The organism is Saccharopolyspora sp. 7B, assembly GCF_020177435.1.
GTDB lineage: Bacteria > Actinomycetota > Actinomycetes > Mycobacteriales > Pseudonocardiaceae > Saccharopolyspora_C > Saccharopolyspora_C gregorii.
In genome coordinates this window covers 6510-27653 of record NZ_JAIUKC010000026.1, presented here as the reverse complement: position 1 = coordinate 27653, position 21144 = coordinate 6510, and the positions used below count along the sequence as shown (strand labels likewise).

The 21144-nt window shown below is 72.4% G+C and carries 22 protein-coding genes and 1 pseudogene; 20 read left to right on the top strand and 3 right to left on the bottom strand.

Annotated features, from left to right (window positions below; translation table 11 throughout):
- Window positions 1–80: 80 nt before the first annotated feature.
- The gene (locus LCD33_RS29570; RefSeq protein ID WP_358434363.1) at window positions 81–170 is read right to left on the bottom strand and encodes a putative leader peptide; all 90 of its coding nucleotides are present in this window, start codon (window positions 168–170) and stop codon (window positions 81–83) included.
- A gap of 389 nt (window positions 171–559) precedes the next feature.
- On the opposite strand from LCD33_RS29570, the gene hemW reads away from it, so the two are divergent.
- The 17 genes and pseudogenes from hemW to LCD33_RS05420 all read left to right on the top strand — a co-directional run bounded on the left by hemW (window position 560) and on the right by LCD33_RS05420 (window position 16092).
- Window positions 560–1786 (top strand): radical SAM family heme chaperone HemW, encoded by a 1227-nt coding sequence (gene hemW / locus LCD33_RS05500; RefSeq protein WP_224962660.1) that lies wholly within the window; start codon window positions 560–562, stop codon window positions 1784–1786.
- 138 nt (window positions 1787–1924) lie between these two features.
- Window positions 1925–2947 (top strand): heat-inducible transcriptional repressor HrcA, encoded by a 1023-nt coding sequence (hrcA, locus tag LCD33_RS05495; protein ID WP_224962658.1) that lies wholly within the window; start codon window positions 1925–1927, stop codon window positions 2945–2947.
- A gap of 65 nt (window positions 2948–3012) precedes the next feature.
- Window positions 3013–4185, top strand: coding sequence for a molecular chaperone DnaJ (gene dnaJ / locus LCD33_RS05490; RefSeq protein ID WP_224962657.1), 1173 nt, complete (start codon window positions 3013–3015; stop codon window positions 4183–4185).
- 425 nt (window positions 4186–4610) lie between these two features.
- Window positions 4611–4982: a histidine triad nucleotide-binding protein gene (locus LCD33_RS05485; protein WP_224959452.1), complete on the top strand. Its 372-nt coding sequence runs from the start codon at window positions 4611–4613 to the stop codon at window positions 4980–4982.
- A gap of 293 nt (window positions 4983–5275) precedes the next feature.
- Window positions 5276–6316 carry a PhoH family protein gene (locus tag LCD33_RS05480; RefSeq protein ID WP_224959453.1) on the top strand — a complete coding sequence of 347 codons (1041 nt, stop codon included), beginning with the start codon at window positions 5276–5278 and terminating at the stop codon, window positions 6314–6316.
- A complete protein-coding gene (ybeY, locus tag LCD33_RS05475; RefSeq protein WP_224959451.1) occupies window positions 6313–6870 on the top strand; it encodes an rRNA maturation RNase YbeY in 558 nt (185 codons plus the stop codon). Before LCD33_RS05480 ends, ybeY begins: the two co-directional genes overlap by 4 nt.
- Before the next feature lie 14 nt (window positions 6871–6884).
- Window positions 6885–8210 (top strand): hemolysin family protein, encoded by a 1326-nt coding sequence (locus tag LCD33_RS05470; protein WP_224966325.1) that lies wholly within the window; start codon window positions 6885–6887, stop codon window positions 8208–8210.
- Window positions 8203–8556, top strand: a complete 354-nt coding sequence (locus tag LCD33_RS05465) for a cytidine deaminase (protein WP_224966326.1) — start codon at window positions 8203–8205, stop codon at window positions 8554–8556. Before LCD33_RS05470 ends, LCD33_RS05465 begins: the two co-directional genes overlap by 8 nt.
- 79 nt (window positions 8557–8635) lie before the next feature.
- Window positions 8636–9553: a GTPase Era gene (gene era, locus LCD33_RS05460; RefSeq protein ID WP_224959448.1), complete on the top strand. Its 918-nt coding sequence runs from the start codon at window positions 8636–8638 to the stop codon at window positions 9551–9553.
- 134 nt (window positions 9554–9687) lie between these two features.
- Window positions 9688–10500, top strand: a complete 813-nt coding sequence (locus LCD33_RS05455; protein WP_224966327.1) for an RDD family protein — start codon at window positions 9688–9690, stop codon at window positions 10498–10500.
- A 7-nt stretch (window positions 10501–10507) separates the two neighbouring features.
- Window positions 10508–10927 carry a DUF2752 domain-containing protein gene (locus LCD33_RS05450; RefSeq protein WP_224977578.1) on the top strand — a complete coding sequence of 140 codons (420 nt, stop codon included), beginning with the start codon at window positions 10508–10510 and terminating at the stop codon, window positions 10925–10927.
- A gap of 76 nt (window positions 10928–11003) precedes the next feature.
- Window positions 11004–11801 (top strand): annotated as a pseudogene (gene recO / locus LCD33_RS05445) (DNA repair protein RecO); the annotation flags it as partial.
- A gap of 152 nt (window positions 11802–11953) precedes the next feature.
- Window positions 11954–12553, top strand: a complete 600-nt coding sequence (locus LCD33_RS05440) for a GNAT family N-acetyltransferase (RefSeq protein ID WP_224959440.1) — start codon at window positions 11954–11956, stop codon at window positions 12551–12553.
- A gap of 54 nt (window positions 12554–12607) precedes the next feature.
- Complete coding sequence (locus LCD33_RS05435) at window positions 12608–13456, top strand: isoprenyl transferase (RefSeq protein WP_224959438.1); 849 nt, start codon at window positions 12608–12610, stop codon at window positions 13454–13456.
- Window positions 13453–13890 (top strand): hypothetical protein, encoded by a 438-nt coding sequence (locus tag LCD33_RS05430; RefSeq protein WP_224959436.1) that lies wholly within the window; start codon window positions 13453–13455, stop codon window positions 13888–13890. The genes LCD33_RS05435 and LCD33_RS05430 overlap by 4 nt, the downstream gene beginning before the upstream one ends.
- A 466-nt stretch (window positions 13891–14356) precedes the next feature.
- Complete coding sequence (locus LCD33_RS05425; protein ID WP_224966396.1) at window positions 14357–15313, top strand: permease; 957 nt, start codon at window positions 14357–14359, stop codon at window positions 15311–15313.
- Window positions 15313–16092 (top strand): TIGR03943 family protein, encoded by a 780-nt coding sequence (locus tag LCD33_RS05420; RefSeq protein ID WP_224966328.1) that lies wholly within the window; start codon window positions 15313–15315, stop codon window positions 16090–16092. Before LCD33_RS05425 ends, LCD33_RS05420 begins: the two co-directional genes overlap by 1 nt.
- Before the next feature lie 7 nt (window positions 16093–16099).
- Here the strand turns inward: LCD33_RS05420 and LCD33_RS05415 are convergent, their stop codons facing one another.
- Together LCD33_RS05415 and LCD33_RS05410 are read right to left on the bottom strand one after the other, a co-directional pair.
- Window positions 16100–16519 carry a Fur family transcriptional regulator gene (locus LCD33_RS05415; RefSeq protein ID WP_224959433.1) on the bottom strand — a complete coding sequence of 140 codons (420 nt, stop codon included), beginning with the start codon at window positions 16517–16519 and terminating at the stop codon, window positions 16100–16102.
- On the bottom strand, window positions 16516–17019 hold the full coding sequence (locus LCD33_RS05410) for a metalloregulator ArsR/SmtB family transcription factor (protein WP_224959432.1): 504 nt from the start codon (window positions 17017–17019) through the stop codon (window positions 16516–16518). Before LCD33_RS05410 ends, LCD33_RS05415 begins: the two co-directional genes overlap by 4 nt.
- Before the next feature lie 544 nt (window positions 17020–17563).
- On the opposite strand from LCD33_RS05410, the gene LCD33_RS05405 reads away from it, so the two are divergent.
- The 3 genes from LCD33_RS05405 (at window position 17564) to LCD33_RS05395 (ending at window position 20979) form a co-directional block, all read left to right on the top strand.
- Complete coding sequence (locus LCD33_RS05405; RefSeq protein WP_224959431.1) at window positions 17564–18949, top strand: glycine--tRNA ligase; 1386 nt, start codon at window positions 17564–17566, stop codon at window positions 18947–18949.
- A gap of 25 nt (window positions 18950–18974) precedes the next feature.
- Window positions 18975–19631 (top strand): YdcF family protein, encoded by a 657-nt coding sequence (locus LCD33_RS05400; RefSeq protein ID WP_224959430.1) that lies wholly within the window; start codon window positions 18975–18977, stop codon window positions 19629–19631.
- Between the two features lie 79 nt (window positions 19632–19710).
- Window positions 19711–20979, top strand: a complete 1269-nt coding sequence (locus LCD33_RS05395) for a deoxyguanosinetriphosphate triphosphohydrolase (RefSeq protein ID WP_224959444.1) — start codon at window positions 19711–19713, stop codon at window positions 20977–20979.
- Window positions 20980–21144 lie beyond the last annotated feature (165 nt).

Genomic DNA, 21144 nt, shown 5'->3' with positions numbered 1-21144 from the left:
GCGGAGCCCACGGAAGAAGGGGCGTTCGCAGTCGGCGTGCTCCCGGCGCCGACTGGACAGTTCGGAACGCAGCGGCGGGATCAGCCCGTGGAACGGCACAGCGCGCTGGAGACTCGTCGCAGATCCACGTAGCGACGAGCGACCAGCAGCAACTTCGCAGGCGCACCCATGACGGCCAGCGTGCCACGCGTCCACCCTGTGGTCCAACATCAACCGAATACTGAGACGTGGGTCAAAAAGCGGTGTTCGCGGATCGTGTTTCGTGGTGGCGCGGTGGCGGAACCTCAGCTGCTCGCTCGCTGCGGGATCGTTTTCACCGGTGGCTCCGCCACAGGCGAAAACGCTGTCCTCGCGAGCGAACAGCTGAGAACCCGCGGGTGGTCCTGTTGCTCGGGTGGTCGGCTGTTCATCGGCTTCGCCGCTGACGGGAAACGGATACGACCACAGCTGAGGACCCGCGGGTGGTCGCGCTGGGTGGGTGGTTGGTGGCTCAGGGGCTTCGGCGCTGGCGGGAAAGGCTCGCGGCCGGGGTGGTCCCGGGGTTTGGGAGACTGGGGGTGTGCCTTCGCAGCTTCCGCCGGGTGAGCCGGCTCCGTCGGACGGGTCACTGCCCGCCAGCGCCCTGAGCGGGCTCGGCGAGCGGCCGTTCGGCGTGTACGTGCACGTCCCGTTCTGCGCCACCCGCTGCGGCTACTGCGACTTCAACACCTACACCGCCGACGAGCTCGGCCCCACCGGTGGCTTCGCGGACTGGCTGGAGGCGCTGCGCGCCGAACTCGACCTCGGCGCCCGGGTGCTCGCCGCGGGCGGCGGGACCGTGCCCGCCGCGCAGACCGTGTTCGTCGGCGGCGGCACCCCCTCACTGCTCGGCGCCGACCGGCTCGCGGCCGTGGTGACCGCCGTCCGGAACTCCTTCGGGCTCACCGCCGACGCGGAGGTCACCACCGAGTCCAATCCCGAATCGACCTCGCCCGAGTTCTTCGCCGCCCTCCGCGACGGCGGCTACGACCGGGTGTCGCTGGGCATGCAGTCCGCCGCCGCGCACGTGCTGCGCGTCCTGGAGCGCAACCACACCCCCGGGCGCGCGGCCGACGCCGCGAAGGAAGCGCGGGCCGCCGGGTTCGAGCACGTCAACCTCGACCTCATCTACGGCACCCCGGGTGAGAGCGACGACGACCTGCGCGCCTCGCTGGCCGCGGTGCTCGACGCCGGGGTCGACCACGTCTCCGCCTACTCGCTGATCGTCGAGGACGGCACCGCGATGGCCCGCAAGGTCCGCCGCGGCGAGCTGCCGATGCCGGACGAGGACGTGCTCGCCGACCGCTACGAGATCATCGACTCGACGCTGTCCGGCGCCGGGCTGGGCTGGTACGAGGTCTCCAACTGGGCCACCGGCGAGTCCGCGCGCTGCGCGCACAACCTCGGCTACTGGCAGGGCGGCGACTGGTGGGGCGCCGGACCCGGCGCGCACAGCCACGTCGGCGGGGTGCGCTGGTGGAACGTCAAGCACCCCGCCCGCTACTCGGCGCTGCTCGCCGACGGCCGCTCGCCCGCGCACGCCCGCGAACTGCTCGACGACGAGGACCGGCGCATCGAGCGGATCATGCTGGAGCTGCGCGTCGCCGAAGGCGTCCCCACGTCCGCGCTCACCTCCGACGGCGTGCTCGCCGCGAAGGAGGCCGTCGCCGACGGGCTGCTGCGCGCCGACGCGCTCGACGCCGGCCGCTGCGCGCTCACCGACCGCGGCAGGCTGCTCGCCGACGCCGTCGTCCAGCGCCTGCTGTGACCGTTCTCCCACCCCGCTGCCCGGCGGGTGCGGCCCCGCCCGGCTCGCGGCGTCGGAACACGGGTTCGAGGACCGTAAACTCGACGGTGACGAGCACCGCGAGCGGTGCGCGGCGTGGCGTGATGCGGAGGTGACGAGGTGAACGCCGATCAACGGCGGTTCGAGGTCCTGCGGGCGATCGTGGCCGACTTCGTGTCGACGAACGAACCGGTCGGGTCCAAGGCCCTGGTCGACCGGCACAACCTGGGCGTCTCCAGCGCCACCGTGCGCAACGACATGGCCGCCCTGGAGGAGGAAGGCCTCATCGTCCAGCCGCACACCAGCGCCGGACGCGTGCCGACCGACGCCGGGTACCGGCTGTTCGTGGACCGGCTGCACGAGATCAAACCGCTCACCGCGGCCGAGCGGCGGGCCATCGGCGCCTTCCTGGAGGGCGCCCTCGACCTCGACGACGTGATGCGCCGCAGCGTGCGGCTGCTCGCGCAGCTCACCCAGCAGGTCGCCGTCGTGCAGTACCCCACGCTGACCCGCTCCACGGTGCGCCACGTCGAGGTCGTCACCATCACCCCGGCCCGCCTGATGCTGGTGCTCATCACCGACACCGGCCGGGTGGACCAGCGGATGGTCGACCTCGGCGACGTGATCAGCGACGACGACGTGGCGCGGATGCGCAACGTGCTGAACTCGGCGATGACCGAGAAGCGGCTCGCGGACGCCTCGGCGGCCGTGGCCGAACTGCCCGACCAATCACCGCCCGAACTGCGCGACGCCATGACGCGCGTCGCCAGCGTGCTCATCGAATCCCTCGTGGAACATCCCGAGGAACGCATGGTGCTCGGCGGCACCCCCAACCTGACCCGCAACGTCACCGACTTCCCCAACTCGCTGCGCCAAGTGCTCGAAGCGCTGGAGGAGCAGGTCGTGGTGCTGAAGCTGCTCGCGGCGGCCCGCGACTCGCGGACCGTGACGGTGCGCATCGGGATGGAGAACGAGGCCGCGGAGATGCAGACCACCTCGGTGGTGTCCACCGGCTACGGCACGCATGGGATGGTGCTGGGTGGCATGGGTGTCGTCGGCCCCACCCGGATGGACTATCCGGGAACCATGGCGGCGGTGCGTGCCGTTGCCGCTTACGTGGGTGAGATCCTGGCAGGCCGTTGACGCCTGACCGGGTGAATGGATCCACCCGCTGAACTCGCAGACCGAGCAGAGGAAGAACGCACAAGGTGGCCAGGGACTATTACGGGACCCTCGGGGTGGCCAAGGACGCTACGCCGGAGCAGATCAAGCGCGCGTACCGCAAGCTCGCCCGGGAATTGCATCCCGACGTGAACCAGGAAGCCGGTGCCCAGGAGCGGTTCCGCGATGTGACGACCGCCTACGAGGTGCTGTCCGACCCGAAGAAGCGCCAGGTCGTGGACCTCGGCGGCGACCCGCTCTCGCAGGGCGGTGGCGACGGCGGCATGGGTGGCGACCCGTTCGCCGGGTTCGGCGGTCTCGGCGACATCATGGACGCCTTCTTCGGCGGCTCCGGCGGCGGAGGCGGCGGGCGCGGCCCGCGCAGCCGGGTCCAGCCCGGATCCGACGCGCTGCTGCGGCTCGAACTCACCCTGGAGGAGTGCGCCAGCGGCGTGAACCGGGACATCACCGTGGACACCGCGGTGCTGTGCGACTCCTGCGACGGCGGTGGCTCCCGCGCGGGCAGCGCGCCCTCGACCTGCGACACCTGCGGTGGCCGCGGCGAGGTCCAGTCCGTGCAGCGGTCGTTCCTCGGCCAGGTCATGACCTCCCGCCCCTGCCCGGTGTGCCGCGGCTTCGGCGAGGTCATCACCGACCCGTGCCAGCAGTGCGGCGGCGACGGCCGGGTGCGCGAACGCCGCACCATCACCGTGAAGATCCCCGCGGGAGTCGGCGACGGCATGCGGGTGCGGCTCGCCGGTGAGGGCGAAGTGGGCCCCGGCGGCGGTCCGGCGGGCGACCTGTTCGTCGAAGTGGAGGAGCTGCCGCACGAGCGGTTCATCCGCGACGGCGCCGACCTGCACTGCAACGTCGAAGTGCCGATGACCGCGGCGGCGCTGGGCACGGTGCTCACCCTGGAGACCCTGGACGGCACCGAGGAGCTCACCGTCGAACCCGGCACCCAGCCCGGCACCGAGCACGTGCTCACCGGCCGCGGGCTGCCGAAGCTGCGCTCCAACGGGCGGGTCAGCGGGCACGGCGACCTGCACGTGCACCTCGACGTCCAGGTGCCGACCCGGCTCGACGATGAGCAGGCCGAACTGCTGCGGCAGCTCGCGGCGCTGCGCGGCGAGGAGCAGCCGGAGCCGACGGTGACCGCGAACGGGAACGGGCAGCGCCAAGGCCTCTTCTCCCGCTTCAAGTCCTTCGGCCACAAGTGAGCCCGTTCCCGGACGGGGCCGAGTCCGGATCGTGATGTGGCGGGGCGGTCCACCGCCTCGCCCGGCACCAGTGCTGGTCAGAGTGGTTCGCCGGGTGTTCGCGGACTGCGCCGTCCCGGCGCGGTGCGTCACCGGATCGGAGCCAGGATCACGGGTTCGTGCGTTTTCCAGCGCGGACGGATGACGTGGGGTTACCGTGAAGCACACGCCTGGGGGTCACGGGTCGATCCCTTCAGGTGGCTCGCGGAGCGAGCCCAACCGGGCGCTCGCCGGACAACCCCCCCTCGGTCCGGCGAGGCCGCGCCGTAGCCGGGCAACCCCCAGCCCCACTACGGCGCGGCATCCGGTCGGGGGATCTCCCCGTGGCGGTCCCGGCGCAGGGGCGTTCGCCCGCGGGGCCGCTCGCGGCGGATAGCCTTCCCGGCATGACCGACAGCGACCTGGACTCCCTGTTCCTGCGCATCATCGCCGGCGAGATCCCCGCGGACGTCGTCCACGACTCCGAGCGCGTCCTCGCGATCCGCGACATCAACCCGCAGGCGCCCACCCACGTGCTCGTGGTGCCGAAGACCCGCTACCGCAACGCCGCAGAGCTCGCCACCGCCGAGCCGGACCTGCTGGCCGAGCTGGTGCGGGTGGCGGGGGAGATCGCCGAGCGCGAGGGCATCGCCGAATCCGGGTACCGGCTGCTGTTCAACACCAACGAGGACGCCGGGCAGACCATCTTCCACGTGCACCTGCACCTGCTGGGCGGCGAACCGCTCGGCGGCCTCACCGGCGGCCCGATCAAGGGCTAGGACGCCGCCGGGCGGCCGCCGGATCGGCGGCGCAACCGCCTCGCCGGTTGCTCTACCATCGATAGCAGGAACGACGACCGACTTCGCGCGCCGAGCGCAGAAAGCAGGCCCGAACACACGTGGCCGGAATCGCAGCGGGTGGATCCGCCCAGTCCGGACAGCAGCAGTCCAGGGACGACCAGCAGGACCGCGTACCGCAGGACGGGACCGAGCAGGACACGACCGCCCGGAACGGCACGACGCCGACCGGCACCGGCCCGGAACCCGAGCAGTCGAACCTCTCCGCCCAGCACCTGTCCGCGCAGCACGCGCGCGACCGGTCGGTGCAGTCGAAGGTGACGGTCCCGGACAGCGCGGTGCTCGCACTGGTCGGCACCCGCGACGCGAACCTGCGGGTCGTCGAGGAACTCCTCACCGCCGACGTGCACGTGCGCGGCAACGAGGTCACCCTCACCGGCGACCCGGCCGACGTGGCCTTCGGCGAACGGGTGTTCTCCGAGCTCATCACCGTGGTGGACAAGGGCGGCCAGCTCGGGCCGGACGCCGTGCGCCGCGTGGTGGGCATGCTCTCGGCCGACAGCGGTGAGTCGCCCGCCGCGGTGCTCAGCCTCGACATCCTGTCCCGGCGGGGCCGCACCATCCGCCCGAAGACGCTGAACCAGAAGCACTACGTGGACGCGATCGACCAGAACACCGTGGTGTTCGGCATCGGTCCCGCGGGCACCGGCAAGACCTACCTGGCGATGGCGAAGGCAGTGCAGGCGCTGCAGGCCAAGCAGGTCAACCGGATCATCCTGACCAGGCCCGCGGTCGAAGCGGGGGAGCGGCTCGGCTACCTGCCGGGCACGTTGTACGAGAAGATCGACCCGTACCTGCGGCCGCTGTACGACGCGCTGCACGACATGATCGACCCCGAGTCGGTGCCGCGGCTCACCCAGGCGGGCACCATCGAGGTCGCGCCGCTGGCGTACATGCGCGGGCGCACCCTCAACGACGCCTTCATCATCCTCGACGAAGCGCAGAACACCACGCCGGAGCAGATGAAGATGTTCCTGACCCGGCTCGGTTTCGGCTCCCGCATCGTGGTCACCGGCGACGTCACCCAGGTCGACCTGCCCGGTGGGCAGCGCAGCGGCCTGAAGGTCGTCCGGGAGATCCTCGACGGGGTCGACGACGTGCACTTCGCCGTGCTCGACAGCGGGGACGTGGTCCGTCACCGCCTGGTCACCGACATTGTCAACGCCTACGACCGCTGGCAGGCCGAGCAGGACGCGGACTCCGAGCAGTTCCCGCGCCGCTCCGGCCGCGGCGGTCAGTTCCGGGAACACGCATGAGCATCGAAATCGCCAACGAATCCGGGGTCGAGGTCGACGAGGGCACCATCGTGTCCGTCGCCCGCTACGCGCTGGACCGGATGAGCGTCAGCCAGCTCGCGGAGCTGTCCATCGTGCTGGTCGAGCTGAACGTCATGTCCGACCTGCACGAGCGCTGGATGGACCTGCCCGGCCCGACCGACGTGATGGCCTTCCCGATGGACGAGTACGACTCGTCCCGCCGCCCGGACGCGGCCGGTTCCGGGCCCGCGCTGCTCGGCGACATCGTGCTGTGCCCCGCGTTCGCGAAGGACCAGGCCCGCAAGGCCGGGCATCCGCTGATCGACGAACTGCACCTGCTCACGGTGCACGGGGTGCTGCACCTGCTCGGCTACGACCACGCGGAGCCGGAGGAGGAGCGCGAGATGTTCGGGCTGCAGAACCGGATCCTCGCCGACTACCGGACCGCTCGGGACGAGGCCGAGCGGGCCGCCGCGCAGCACGACGCGGACTCCCGCGTGCTGGGAACCGTGGGACTGGACCCGGGCACCGCGCCCGAGGTCCCCCGCGACTGAGGGGGAACGCGCACATGAGTTCGGCCGCACTGCTGGTGTGGGCTGTGCTGCTCGTCCTGGGGGCCGGGGTGTTCGCCGCCGCCGACGCGGCGGTCGGCAGCGCCTCCCGCGCCCGGGTGGAGGAGCTGCTGCGGGAGAACCGCAGCGGGGCCAGGCAGCTGGCGCTGGTGCTGGAGGACCGCCCGCGGCACGTCAACCTGCTGATCCTGCTGCGGCTGGCCTGCGAGCTGGGCGCCACCGTGCTGGTCGCGGTCGTGGTGCTGCGCGTGGTGGAGTCGGACGCGCTGGCGGCGCTGCTCGCGATCGTGATCATGTTGGTGGTCTCGTACGTGCTGGTCGGCGTCGGCCCGCGCACCATCGGCAGGCAGCACCCGTACGGGGTGGGCCTGGTGGTCGCGGCGCCGGTGCGGGTGCTGGCGCGGGTGCTGAACCCGCTGACCCGGCTGCTGATCCTGATCGGCAACGGCCTCACCCCCGGGCGCGGGTTCCGCGAGGGCCCGTTCTCCTCGGAGGTGGAGCTGCGCGAGCTGGTCGACCTGGCCGGGGAGCGCGGCGTCGTCGCCGCCGGGGAACGCGAGATGATCCACTCGGTGTTCGAGTTCGGCGACACCATCGCCCGCGAGGTGATGGTGCCCCGCACCGAGATCGTCTGGATCGAACGCGCCAAGTCCGCCCGCCAAGCCCTCGCGCTGTGCCTGCGCTCCGGGTTCTCCCGGGTGCCGGTGATCGGCGACAGCGTGGACGACGTGGTGGGCGTGGTGACGTTGCGCGACCTCACCCAGGCCCTCGCCGACGGCGGCGACCTGAATCAGCCGGGGCCGGAGCTGGGCGAGCTGATGCGCCCGGCGAGCTTCGTGCCGGACACCAAGCGCCTCGACGAGCTGCTCAAGGAGATGCAGCTGTCCCGCAGCCACCTGGCCATCGCCGTCGACGAGTACGGCGGCACCGCGGGCCTGCTCACCATCGAGGACGTCATCGAGGAGATCGTCGGCGAGATCACCGACGAGTCCGACCTGGAGGAGCACCGCCCGATCGAGCACCTGGAGGACGGCACCGTCCGGGTCTCCTCCCGGTTGCCGGTGGAGGACCTCGGCGCGCTGTGCGGCGTGGAGCTGGACGGATCCGAGGTGGAGACCGTCGGCGGCCTGCTCGCCCAGCGCCTCGGCCGGGTCCCGCTGCCCGGTGCCGAAGCCGAGATCGAAGGACTCCGGTTGCGCGCCGAAGGCGGCAAGGACCACCGCGGCCGCATCCGCATCAACGCGCTGCTCGTGCGCCGCGCGAACGGCGAGCCCGCATCGCACCGCGGTGCCGACCAGGAAGGAAGCAGCACCCGTGGCTGAGCAAGCGCCCCCGCAGGAACTGGACGCCGAGGACGCCAAGATCGTGACGCTGGCCCGGTCGGCCCGCGCGCGCACCGGCGCCGCCGAAGGCGCCGCGGTCCGCGACACCGACGGCCGCACCTACGCCGCCTGCACCGTCGAGCTGCCCTCGCTGCGGCTGACCGCGCTGCAGGTGGCGGTGGCCACCGCGGCCGCCGGCGGTGCCGAAGGGCTGGAGGCGGCCGCCGTCGTCACCGACGCCGCCGAGGTCTCCGCCGACTCCGTCGCCGCCGTCCGCGACCTCACCGCCGCCGCGCCGGTGCTGCGCGCCGACGCCGCGGGCGAGGTCCGGGGCGTGCTGCGCTGAACACCTGGTGAACGGCCCGCCCGCCGCCTCCGCCGGGGCGGGTGGGCCGCTCACCTCGTCGTCCGGCGACAATGGGCGGGTGAGCAGCACTCCAGATGCCCCCGCCGAACACCGCTCCGGGTTCGCGTGCTTCGTCGGCCGCCCCAACGCCGGCAAGTCCACGCTGACCAACGCGCTGGTCGGTTCGAAGGTGGCGATCACCTCCAGCAAGCCCCAGACCACCCGCCACGCGATCCGCGGGATCGTGCACCGGCCCGACGCCCAGCTGATCATCGTGGACACGCCGGGCCTGCACCGGCCGCGCACCCTGCTCGGCCAGCGGCTCAACGACCTCGTCTACGAGACCTGGTCCGAAGTGGACGTCGTCGGGTTCTGCGTGCCCGCGGACCAGAAGGTCGGGCCCGGCGACAAGTTCATCGCCGAGCAGCTCAAGAAGGTCGCCCGCCGCACCCCGGTGCTCGGCGTCATCACCAAGACCGACCTGGCCACCAAGCAGCAGGTCGCCGAGCAGCTGCTCGCCCTGCAGCAGGTGATGGACTTCGCCGATCTGGTCCCGGTGTCCGCTGTGGACTCCTACCAGATGGACACCCTCGGTGACCTGCTGGTGGGTCACCTGCCGGAAGGCCCGCAGCTGTACCCGGACGGCGAGCTCACCGACGAGCCGGAGGAGACGCTGATCGCGGAGATGATCCGCGAGGCCGCGTTGGAAGGCGTGCGCGACGAGCTCCCGCACTCGCTGGCCGTCCGCATCGAGGAGATGAACCAGCGCGAGGACCGCGACGACCTGGTGGACGTGCACGCGATCGTCTACGTGGAGCGGCAGAGCCAGAAGTCGATCGTGATCGGCCGCAAGGGCGAGCGGCTGCGCGAGGTCGGGTCCAACGCTCGCCAGCACATCCAGAAGCTGCTGGGCAGCAAGATCTACCTGGACCTGCACGTGAAGGTCGCCAAGGACTGGCAGCGCGACCCGAAGCAGCTGCGGAGGTTGGGATTCTGATCCCGCGGAGTTTGACTTCGCAACGGACTGCGCAAGATTTCCCGGATCGGCCGCGGTGGCGAGTTGCGCTCGGGTAATTTCCTGCCCGGCCTCCTCAGAGCGCTGCCATTCCACCCGATCGAAGGATTGTCTCCGTGACCAACCCGTATGGCGGGCCGCCGTCCGGCCCGCAGCCGCAGCAGCCCTACGGGCAACAGCCGTACCCGCAGTCGGGAGGCCAGCCCCAGCAGCCCTATCCGCAGTCCGGCCCGATGCCGCAACAGCCCGCGCCCTACGGCCAGCAGCCGTACGGCCAGCAGCCCTACGGTCAGCAGCCGTACGGCCAGCCGGGCTACGGCTACGGGCACCCCGGGCCGTTCTCCGAGTGGGGGACCCGGGTGCTGGGGTACCTGATCGACGGGGCGCTCGTCGGCGTGCCCTACCTGATCGTCTACGGGATCACCTTCGCGAGCGTCATGGGCTCCGCTTCGTCGATCACCACCGAAGCCGAAGCGCTGTCCATGATCAGCACCGTGTACACGGTCCTCGGGATCTTCGGGCTGATCGCGATGGCGTTCAACATCTGGAACCTCTGCTACAAGCGCGGGACCACCGGGCAGACCATCGGGCAGAAGATCGTCAAGATCAAGACCGTCAGCGAGGAGACCGGGCAGCCCCTCGGCTTCGGCGGCGCGTTCCTGCGCCAGCTCTGCCACATCCTGGACGGGCTTCCCTGCTCGATCGGCTTCCTCGCCCCGCTGTGGGAGCAGAAGAACCAGACCTGGGCCGACAAGATCGTCAAGTCCGTCGTCGTCCCGGCCGACCCCGCGCCGACCAGCGGCTACCCGCAGCAGCCCGGCTACCCGGCGCAGTCCGGTTACCCGCAGCAGGGCGGTTACCCCCAGCAGGGCGGTTACCCGGGCCAGCAGCAGCCCGGTTACCCGCAGCAGCCGCCGCAGCAGTGGTGAGCATCGAGTGAGCGGGCTGCTGCGAGCGGCCACCTCCCCGCTTCGTCGCGGGGCCCGGACGACCCGCCTCGCGGCGGGAGCCGGGGCGCTCGGCTTGGTGCTGAGCGCCGGACTCGTCCCGCTGCCCTGCCCGCTGCTGTTCCTCACCGGCTTCGACTGCCCGTTCTGCGGCGGCAGCCGGATGCTCGGCGCGCTGCTGCACGGCGACCTGGCGCGCGCCGTCGACCTGAACGCCTTCGCCCTGGTGCTCGTGCTGCCGGTGGCGGTGCTGTTCCTGATCGCCTCGGCGCGCCAGGAGGTCCGCGGCATCCCGTCGCCCTGGCTGGTCGGCCGCCCCGGCCGCTGGGCGGCGAACGCGGTGCTGGCCGCCGCCGTGGTGTGGGGCGTGGTGCGCAACCTCCCCGGTTTCGAGGCGCTGCGGGCCTGATCCCGCGGGCACCCGGCGTTCCGGCCGGACGCTCACCCGGAGCAGCCGGGTCGCCCGGTAGTGGGACGATGGCGGGGTGAGCCTCTACCGGGATACCGGCGTCGTGCTGCGGGTCCACAAGCTGGGTGAGGCCGACCGGATCATCACCCTGCTCACCCGCCGCTTCGGCAAGGTGCGCGCCGTCGCCAAGGGCGTGCGCCGCACCACCTCGCGCTTCGGTGCCCGGGTCGAACCCTTCTGCCACGTGGACGTGCAGCTGCACACCGGGCGCACCCTCGACGTGATCACCCAGGTGCAGACGCTGGACGCGTTCGGCGTGCACATCGTGGACGACTACCAGCGCTACACCGCGGGCTGCGCCGTGCTGGAGACCGTGGACCGGCTCGCCGCCGAGGAAGGCGAACCGGTGCTGCGGCTGTACCTGCTGGTCACCGGCGCGCTGCGGGCGCTGTCCGGGCGGGAGCGGGACCCGTCGCTGGTGCTCGACGCGTTCCTGCTGCGCGCCATGTCCTACGCGGGCTGGGCCCCCGCGCTCAGCGAGTGCGCGCGCTGCGGGGAGGCGGGCCCGCACGCCGCGTTCAACGTGCAGGGCGGCGGTGCGATGTGCGTGAACTGCCGCCCCACCGGCTCGGCGCGCCCCGCGCAGCAGACGCTGCCGCTGCTCGAAGCGCTCATGCACGGCGACTGGCCGGCCGCCGAGCGGACCACCGAGCAGGTGCGCCGGGAGGGCAGCGGGCTCGTCGCCGCGCACCTGCAGTGGCACCTGGAGCGGCAGCTGCGCTCGTTGCCGCTGGTGGAGCGCCAGGAACACCGCCCGGTGGTGCCCGAGCTCATCCGCGAACGCGCGGCCGCGGTGGACGAGGAACCCACCGCCGAGGAAACGACCGCTGCCGGATCGGCCGCAGCGGAATCAGCCGCAGCGGAGTCGGCCGTCGGGGAACCGGTCGCTGGGGAGTCGGCCGCAGCGGATCCCGTCCACCGGGCCACCGCGATCCCGGGAACGGCGGACGGGGCCACCGGTTGATCGTGCGCAGCTGGCGCCCCCGGGACGCCGAAGCGGTGCACCGGATCTGCGTGGCCACCGGCGACGGCGGCGAACCCGTGCACCACATCCTGCGGGAGCCCGACCTGGTCGCCCACGTCTTCGCCGACCCCTACCTGCTGCTGCACCCCGAACTGGCCTTCGTCGTGGAAGGCCGCGGCACCGTGCTCGGCTACGTCGTCGCCGCGCTGCACACCGAGGAGTTCTACGCGCGCTGGCAGCTGGAGTGGGCACCGCGGTTCGCCGCCAGCCACCCCTCCTCGCGGGTGGTGGACGGCCGCGACGCGGACAGCCAGCTGCGCGCGTTCCTGCACCGGCCGCGGCTGATGCTGCCCGCGCAGCTGGACCGGTTCCCCTCGCACCTGCACATCAACCTGGTCGCCGGAGTCCGCGGGCAGGGCATGGGAAAGCGGTTGATGCAGGCGGTGTTCCAGCAGCTGGCGCGCGCCGGATCACCGGGCGTGCAGCTCGGCGTGAACCCGAGCAACACCCGGGCGCAAGCGTTCTACCAGCGAATCGGGATGGTCCGGCTGCCGTCGGACACCCGGCTCGAAGTCCGCTACGGGACACCACTGAACGGGTGACATGCGGGTCCGGGAGAATGGGCGCCCGGCCGCAGAGCAAAGGAGAAGGCACACATGCTGCGACGCCGTGGACGCGGTAGCGACGACCCGAGCGTGAAGGCGCCTGCCCCGCACGCTTCCGGTGCGACCCCGCCCGCCCTGCCGCCCGAGCTGGTGCCGCGGCACGTGGCCATCGTGATGGACGGCAACGGTCGCTGGGCCAACGAACGCGGACTGCCCCGGGTCGAGGGGCACAAGCGGGGCGAGCAGGTCGTGCTGGAGCTCGCCAGGGGTGCCATCGAGATCGGCGTGAAGTGGCTGTCGCTGTACGCCTTCTCCACCGAGAACTGGAAGCGCAGCCCGGAGGAGGTCAAGTTCCTCATGGGCTTCAACCGCGACGTCATCGCCCGGCGCGTCGACGAGCTCGACGAGCTCGGCGTGCGGGTGCGCTGGGCCGGTCGCAAGCCGCGGCTGTGGCGCAGCGTCGTGAACACGCTCCAGGCCGCGGAAGAGCGCACTCGTGGCAACGAAGTCATGAACTTGACCATGTGCGTGAACTATGGTGGCCGGGCCGAGGTGGGCGACGCCGCTCGTGAGATCGCCCGGCTGGCCGCCGCAGGCAAGATCAATCCAGAGAAGGTGGACGAGCGGACCGTGTCCCGGCACCTCTACCAATCGGAGATGCCCGACGTCGACCTGTTCATCCGGCCGTCCGGGGAGCAACGCACTTCCAACTTCCTGCTCTGGCAGTCCGCATACGCCGAATTGGTGTTCCAAGACACCCTGTTCCCCGACGTGGATCGTCGCCACCTGTGGCGCGCGTGCGAGCAGTACGCACGCCGCGACCGGCGCTTCGGCGGCGCCGTCGATCGTGCCGCGCAGGACGAGAGCACCACTGAAACCGCCCAGGAGGGCATCTCATGACCCAGGAGGCCGCCACTACCGCGGAACTGCTGACCGCGGCGAAAGAGGCGCTGGAGACCTACCACGAGGTGAACGTCGACGACGACGGCGCGTTGACGCTGCGGCACGGCGACGTGCCGTGCGCGGTGCAGGCGATGCAGCTCGCCGAGGGCCTGACCGTGCTGAGCCTGACCTGCGTCGTGGCGTGGGACCTGCCGCTGGACGAGAAGCTGGCGCAGTCGGCCGCGGAACGTGCCGGGCAGGGCCTGTTCGGCACGCTCGGCGTGGTGCGCACCGAGCGCGGCATGGACGTGACGCTGCGCTACGCGTTCCCCGCCGAGGGCATGGAGCAGCAGCCGCTGGGCACGCTGCTGATGCTGGTCGTGTCGACCGCGTCGCAGCTGCGCGGTGAGCTGCTCACCGAGGTCGAAGAGGACACCCCGGCCGCCGACTGAACCGCCGTACCGCGCACGCCCCCCCCCCCCCCCCCCCCGGGGGGGGGGGGGGGGGGGGGGGGGGGGGGCGGGGGGGGGCGGGGCGCGGGGGGGGGGGGGGGGGGCCGCGCGCCCCACCTGGAACCGCGCCGGTTCCGGGAGGGGCGTCGTGCTGCGCGGGGCCGGTTCGGCCGGCACGCGGGCGGCGAGTCGGCGCCGGGCGGCCCGGACTTCGCCGGATACGGCCGAACCCGGGTGATCCGGGGTGAACCGCGCCACCGGAGGTCACCTCCGGTCGCCGATCCGCGGGCCGGAACGGGTGATCGGCCGCTCGAGCGGGTGGGAACCGGTGGTCCCGGGGCCAGGGCAGGTGGCAACGATGGTCATGTGCGGCTGGCACGATGAGCCGGTGACCACGACCCTCCGCCCGGGGAGCGACCCGGGGAGTCCGAGCGGTGGTCCGGTGCGGCGCCGCCGGGTCACCTCGATGGAAGTGCTGTGCGCGCTGCTGCTGCTCGCGCTGCTGTTCCAGGCGCAGCTCAGCGCGCTGCTGGACGTGCCGGGGCTGCGCACCGGATCGACCGTGTTCGTCGCGGTGTGCGTGCAGGCGCTGCCGTTCCTGGTGCTCGGCGTGCTGATCAGCGGGGCGATCGCCGCGTTCGTGCCGCCGAGCGCGCTGCGCAGGGTGCTGCCCGGGCGCCCCGGCGCCGCGGTGCCGGTCGCCGGGCTGGCCGGGGTGGCGCTGCCCGGGTGCGAGTGCGCCTCCGTGCCGGTGGCCCGCCGGTTGATGCAGCAGGGCATCGCACCCGCCGCGGCGTTGGCGTTCCTGCTCGCCGCGCCTGCGGTGAACCCCATCGTGCTGGTCTCGACCGCGGTCGCGTTCCCCGGTGACCCGATGATGGTGCTCGCCCGGTTCCTCGGGTCGCTGCTGACCGCGTGCGCGATGGGCTGGCTGTGGCTGCGCGTGGGCAAGGCCGAGTGGATCGCCGACCGCGCGCTGCGGCGGGCCGAGCGGCGCGCACCGGGCGGTGCGGGCCGGTGGGCGCTGTTCGCCGAGACCGCCCGGCACGACCTGGTCGAAGCCGGCGGCTTCCTGGTGCTCGGCGGGCTCACCTCCGCGGTGTTCAACGTCCTGGTCCCGGCGGAGTGGACGAGCTCGCTGGGCGGGCAGCTGGTGCTCGGCGTGCTGGTGATGGCGGTGCTCGCGGTGGTGCTGGCGCTGTGCAGCGAGGCGGACGCGTTCGTCGCCGCCGCGATGGCCGGGATGCCGCTGATCCCGAAGCTGGTGTTCCTGGTCGTGGGGCCCGCCGTGGACATCAAGCTCATCGCCCTGCAGGCGGGCACCTTCGGGCGGTCCTTCGCCCTCCGGTTCGCCCCGTTGACGTTCGTGGTCGCCGTCGCCAGTTCGGTGCTGGTCGGCCTGCTGCTGCTGGGAGGCGCGTGATGCGGCGCGAAACGCAGAACCTGCTGCTGGTGCTGCTCGGCGGCGCCCTGCTCAAGATCGCGCTCACCGGGACCTACCTGCGCTACGTCAAACCGGCGCTGTTCCCGTGGCTGATCGGCACCGGGGTGGTGATGGTGCTGCTGGCCGCCGTCGCCATCGTGCGCGACATCCGGGCGGCGCGGGCCAGGGCGCGGGCGGACGACCCGTTCGCCGCCCCGCCCGAACCGCACGAGCCGGCCGAGCACGCCGCGCACGAGCACCGCGACCGGAGCCCGTGGATGCTGCTGCTCCCGGTGTTCGCGATCTTCCTGGTCGCCCCGCCCGCGCTGGGCGCCGACTCCATCGGCCGCGGCCAGCAGACCGCGGCACCCGAGCGGCCCACCGGGGCGAGCGCCCTGTTCGACGAGCTGCCGCCGGGGCCGGCACCGGAGCTGAGCGTCTCGGAGTTCATCACCCGCGTCGTGTGGGACGGCAGCGGTGCGCTGGAGCAGCGGGCCGTGCGGCTGCGCGGCTTCGTGGTGCACCCGGCGGACGGCCCGGCGCGGACCCAGCTCGCGCGGATGCGGATCAGCTGCTGCGCGGCCGACGCCTCACCGGTGCTGATCGACCTGGCCGGACCCGCCGCGAACGCGCTCGCGACCACCCCGCAGGACAGCTGGATCGAGGTGACCGGCACGCTGCGGGCGGGCAGCGCGACCGAGGCGAACGGCCAGGTGCCGACCTTCGACATCACCGGGGCCCGCGGCATCCCGGCGCCGGACGACCCCTACGAGTACTGAGCGGGGCTCACTCGGCGGCGCACTCCGGGCACACGCCGATGATCTCGACGGTGTGACCCACGTTCGAGAAGCCGTGCTCGCCCGCGATCCGCTCCGCCCACGCCTCCACCGGCGGGTCCGCGACCTCCACGGTCCGGCCGCAGTGCCGGCACACCAGGTGGTGGTGGTGCTCGGCGGAGCAGCGGCGGTAGATCGCCTCGCCCGAGTCGGTGCGCAGCACGTCGATCTCGCCAGCGTCGGCCAAGGTCTGCAAGGTGCGGTAGACGGTGGTCAAGCCGATGCCCTCGCCGCGGCGCCGCAACTGCTCGTGCAGGTCCTGCGCCGACCGGAAGTCGTCGACCTCGCTGAGCAGGCGGGAGACCGCCGCTCGCTGCTTGGTTGCCCGCAGGCCCGGCACGCCGGCCGCGGAACGCTCACCGGTGGTCACGCTGTCTCCGTTTCCTCGTTCTCGGGGGCCGGACGTGCGCCGCGTCCGCGCGGACGGGTTCCGGAGAGCTCCTCCGCGTGCGTGGCGGCGTCCACGACGATGTGCGCCAGGTGCTCGTCGACCAGGCGGTACACGACCTCGCGCCCGTGCCGCTCCCCGTGCACGACCCCCGCGGACTTCAGCACCCGCAGGTGCTGGCTGATCAGCGGCTGGGTGACGCCGAGCGCCTCCACCAGCTCGTGCACGCACCGCTCGGCCGTGCGCAGCTGCAGCACGATCGCGATGCGCACCGGCGCGGCCAGCGCCCGCAGCAGCTCGCCGGCTTCGACCAGGGTCTGCTGGTCGTGCACCGGGACCAGGCGCGGCGCTTCGCGCTCCGGCGAGTGCACGTGCTCCTCGGCGCGATCCGGGTGGCCGCTCGCCGTCCCGGCCGCCGACGCGATCTCGACCGGCTCGGAGCCGGTCGATCCGGCGAGGGGATCGGGGCTGACGGCGGGCATGGTGTCCTTTCCGGCGTGCCTGGAGTGCTGCCGCACCGGCGGTCCGGTCGGCGGTGCTGCTGCGGAGGACGCGTCCCGCGCGGGGCGCGGCGGTGCCCTCTGCCACGGCCCATCCTACGGGTCGGGCGAAACGGGTAGGCACCTCGCGGGAGCGGCCCGGGGCGGGCGCGATCGCGCCAGCGCAGCACCGCTGACCGCACCGGACGGGTGACCAGGGCCGTCCTGCGCCGCGCGGGAGGCGGGTGGGGCCGCCGGTGCGAGCGACCTCATCGGTACGCTGGGAAACCCCAGGAACGGGACGCGTGCGCAGGTGCGGCCTGCGCAGCATCGGAGATCGTCGGAAGCCGGACTCCGATGCCGGGAGGACCTCACCGACCCCGGGGAGGTGCAGGCCCCGGAGCCCCCGACCGGAACGAGCGGCGGGGACCGGCGCAGCGCCGCCGGGCCCGCTCGCAGATGGAGCCCTCGCCGAGCCCGACCTGCGCGGTCGAGCCTCGGCCCGAAGCAATCGTCGAGTCCCTCGACCTGAGATTCCGGAGTGACCGTGCCCGCCGATCAGATCGACACGATCGTCAACCTGTGCAAGCGCCGTGGCTTCGTCTTCCCGTCCGGGGAGATCTACGGCGGTACGAAGTCGGCGTGGGACTACGGGCCGCTCGGCGTCGAGCTCAAGGACAACATCAAGCGCCAGTGGTGGAAGTCCATGGTGCAGGGCCGCGACGACGTCGTCGGCCTCGACTCCTCGGTGATCCTGCCCCGCGACGTGTGGGTCGCCTCCGGCCACGTCGGGGCGTTCCACGACCCGCTGGTCGAGTGCACCTCCTGCCACCACCGCTTCCGCGGCGACCACCTGGTGGAGGAGTTCGCCGAGCGCACCGGCAAGGAGATCGCCGAGGGCGACCTGTCCCAGATCCCCTGCCCGAACTGCGGCAACCGCGGCCAGTTCACCGAGCCGCGCGAGTTCAACATGATGCTCAAGACGTTCCTCGGCCCGGTCGAGAGCGACGAGGGCATGCACTACCTGCGCCCCGAGACGGCGCAGGGCATCTTCGTGAACTTCGCGAACGTGATGACGACCGCGCGCAAGAAGCCGCCGTTCGGCATCGGCCAGATCGGCAAGTCGTTCCGCAACGAGATCACGCCCGGTAACTTCGTGTTCCGCACCCGCGAGTTCGAGCAGATGGAGATGGAGTTCTTCGTCGAGCCGGGCGAGGACGAGCAGTGGCACCAGTACTGGATCGACGCGCGCACCGACTGGTACGTGGACCTCGGTGTGGACCGCGACAACCTGCGGCTCTTCGAGCACCCGAAGGACAAGCTGTCGCACTACTCGAAGCGCACCGTCGACATCGAGTACCGCTTCCGCTTCGCGGGCAGCGAGTGGGGTGAGCTGGAAGGCATCGCCAACCGCACCGACTTCGACCTCACCACGCACTCGAACCACTCGGGCGTGGACCTGTCGTACTTCGACCAGGCCAGCAACTCCCGCTACCGTCCCTACGTGATCGAACCGGCGGCGGGCGTGGGACGTCCGATGATGGCCTTCCTGGTGGACGCCTACCACGAGGACGAGGCGCCGAACGCCAAGGGCGGCGTGGACAAGCGCACCGTGCTGAAGCTGGACCGCAGGCTGGCGCCGGTGAAGGCCGCGGTGCTGCCGCTGTCCCGCAACGCCGAGCTGTCGCCGAAGGCGAAGGACCTGGCCGCGCAGCTGCGCCGGAACTGGAACATCGAGTTCGACGACGCCGGTGCGATCGGCCGCCGCTACCGCAGGCACGACGAGATCGGGACCCCGTTCTGCGTGACGGTGGACTTCGACTCGCTGTCCGACCACGCGGTGACGGTCCGCGAGCGCGACACCATGTCCCAGGAGCGGGTGGCGATGGACAAGCTGGAGGAGTACCTCGCCGTCCGCCTCATCGGCTGCTGAGCGGCCCCGGCACCGGAACGAGCCCATGACTGAGACCGGTACCGCCCCCCGTGGTTCCAGCACCGGCCGGGTGCTGCGCCGCACCGTGCTCGGTGCGGTGCTGATGGTGCTGCTGCTGCTGGGCGGTACCGGTTTCCGCGTGTGGCAGGTGGCGCGCAGCGACGACCGCCGCCCGGTGGACATGATCGTGGTGCTGGGCGCGGCCCAGTACCACGGCAAGCCCACCCCGGTGCTGCGCGCGCGGCTGGAGCAGGCCCTGGAGCTCTACGAGCAGGGCCTGACCGAGCACGTGGTGACCGTCGGCGGCAGCCAGGTCGGCGACGAGTACACCGAGGCGGAGACGGGCCGGCTGTGGCTGGCCGAGCAGGGCGTGCCCGAGAACAAGATCACCGACGTGGAGACCGGGGCGGACACCCTGGGCAGCATGAAGGCGGTCGCGACCTTGGCGCGGGAACGCGGCTGGAGCTCGGCGCTGATCGTCAGCGACCCGTGGCACTCGTTGCGCGCCCGCACGATGGCCGGTGATTTCGGGTTGGACGCGTGGGCGTCGCCGACCCGCTCGGGGCCGATGGTGCAGACCCGGGCGACGCAGTTCCACTACATCTTCCGGGAGACCGGTGGCCTGCTGTACTACCGGTTGACGCACGCCCCGGCCGAGGTCCTCAGCGACCGCTTGAGCTGACCCGGCGTTCACCGGCCGTTGCCGCCGCGTTCCGGCTGGCAGGGCGGGGGTAGGCCGTAGGCTGGGCGCGGTGAACGACTTGTGCCCCGGCTACGACGAGCACGACCTGGCCCGGTCGGCCCCCGAAGCGCCGAAGGCGGCCTTCCCCGGCGCGCACCGGGAGGCGCGCAGCCCGTTCGCCCGGGACCGGGCGCGGGTGCTGCACTCGGCCGCGCTGCGCAGGCTGGCCGGGAAGACGCAGGTGATGGGCCCGGAAGAAGGCGATGTGCCGCGCACCCGGCTGACGCATTCGCTGGAGGTCGCGCAGATCGGCCGCGGCATCGCGGTGACCCTGGGCGCGGACCCGGACCTGGTGGACACGGCCGGGTTGGCGCACGACATCGGTCATCCGCCGTTCGGGCACAACGGCGAGCAGGCGTTGGACGAGCTCGCGGGCGCCTGCGGCGGGTTCGAGGGCAACGCGCAGACCTTGCGGATCCTGACCAGGTTGGAGCCGAAGCTGCCGGGCGAGCCGGGTGCGGGTAGCGGGCTGAACCTGACCCGCGCCTGCTTGGACGCGGCGACGAAGTACCCGTGGCCGCGCCGACCGGGGCAGGTGAAGTTCGGCGCCTACCCGGACGACCTGGCGGTGTTCGACTGGATGCGGCAGGGCGCGGTGGGAGAACGCCGCTGCCTGGAGGCGCAGGTCATGGACTGGGCCGACGACGTTGCCTATTCGGTGCACGACGTGGAGGACGGGGTGCACTCGGGCCGCATCTCGCTGCACGAGCTGTCCCGGCCGGAGGAGCGCTCGGAGATCGTGCGGCTGGCGGCGAAGCACTTCTGGGCGGACGGCGATGCGGGTGAGCTGGACGCGGCGGCGGGTGGGCTGGCGGTGCTGCCCGCGGTGGCCGCGGTCGCCGACTACGACGGCACCTTGGCCGCGCAGGTGGCGTTGAAGCGGTTGACCAGCGAACTCGTCGGCCGGTTCACCTCGGCGGCGGTGACGGGCACCGTGGAGGCGTTCGGCGCCGGGCCGTTGACCCGGTACGCGGCGGACGTGGTGGTGCCGCGCGAGGTGGCGGCCGAGGTGGCGGTGCTCAAGGCGGTGGCGGTGCACTTCGTGCTCAGCGATCCGCGCCGGTTGCGGATGCAGGAGCGGCAGCGGGAGCTGCTGGCGGAGCTGGTCGCGGTGCTGGCGGCGCGAGCCCCGGAGTCGCTGGACCCGGCGTTGGCCCCGGCGTGGTCGGCGGCGTCGGACGATGCGCAGCGGTTGCGGGTGGTGCTGGACCAGGTGGCGTCGTTGACCGATGCGCAGGCGGTGTCCTGGCATGCACGCCATGTACACAGAGACACCAAGTCTGTGTGAAATAGGTCCGATCGGGGGGTGCGTACGCCCGGTCGTCCGGCATAGTGTTCACGCAGCGTGGGGGGGGGGGGGGGGGGGGGGGGGGGGGGGGGGGGGGGGGGGGGGGGGGGGGGGGGGGGCGGGGGGCGCCGCGGCCCGCCCCCCCCGGCCGCCCCCGCCCCGCCG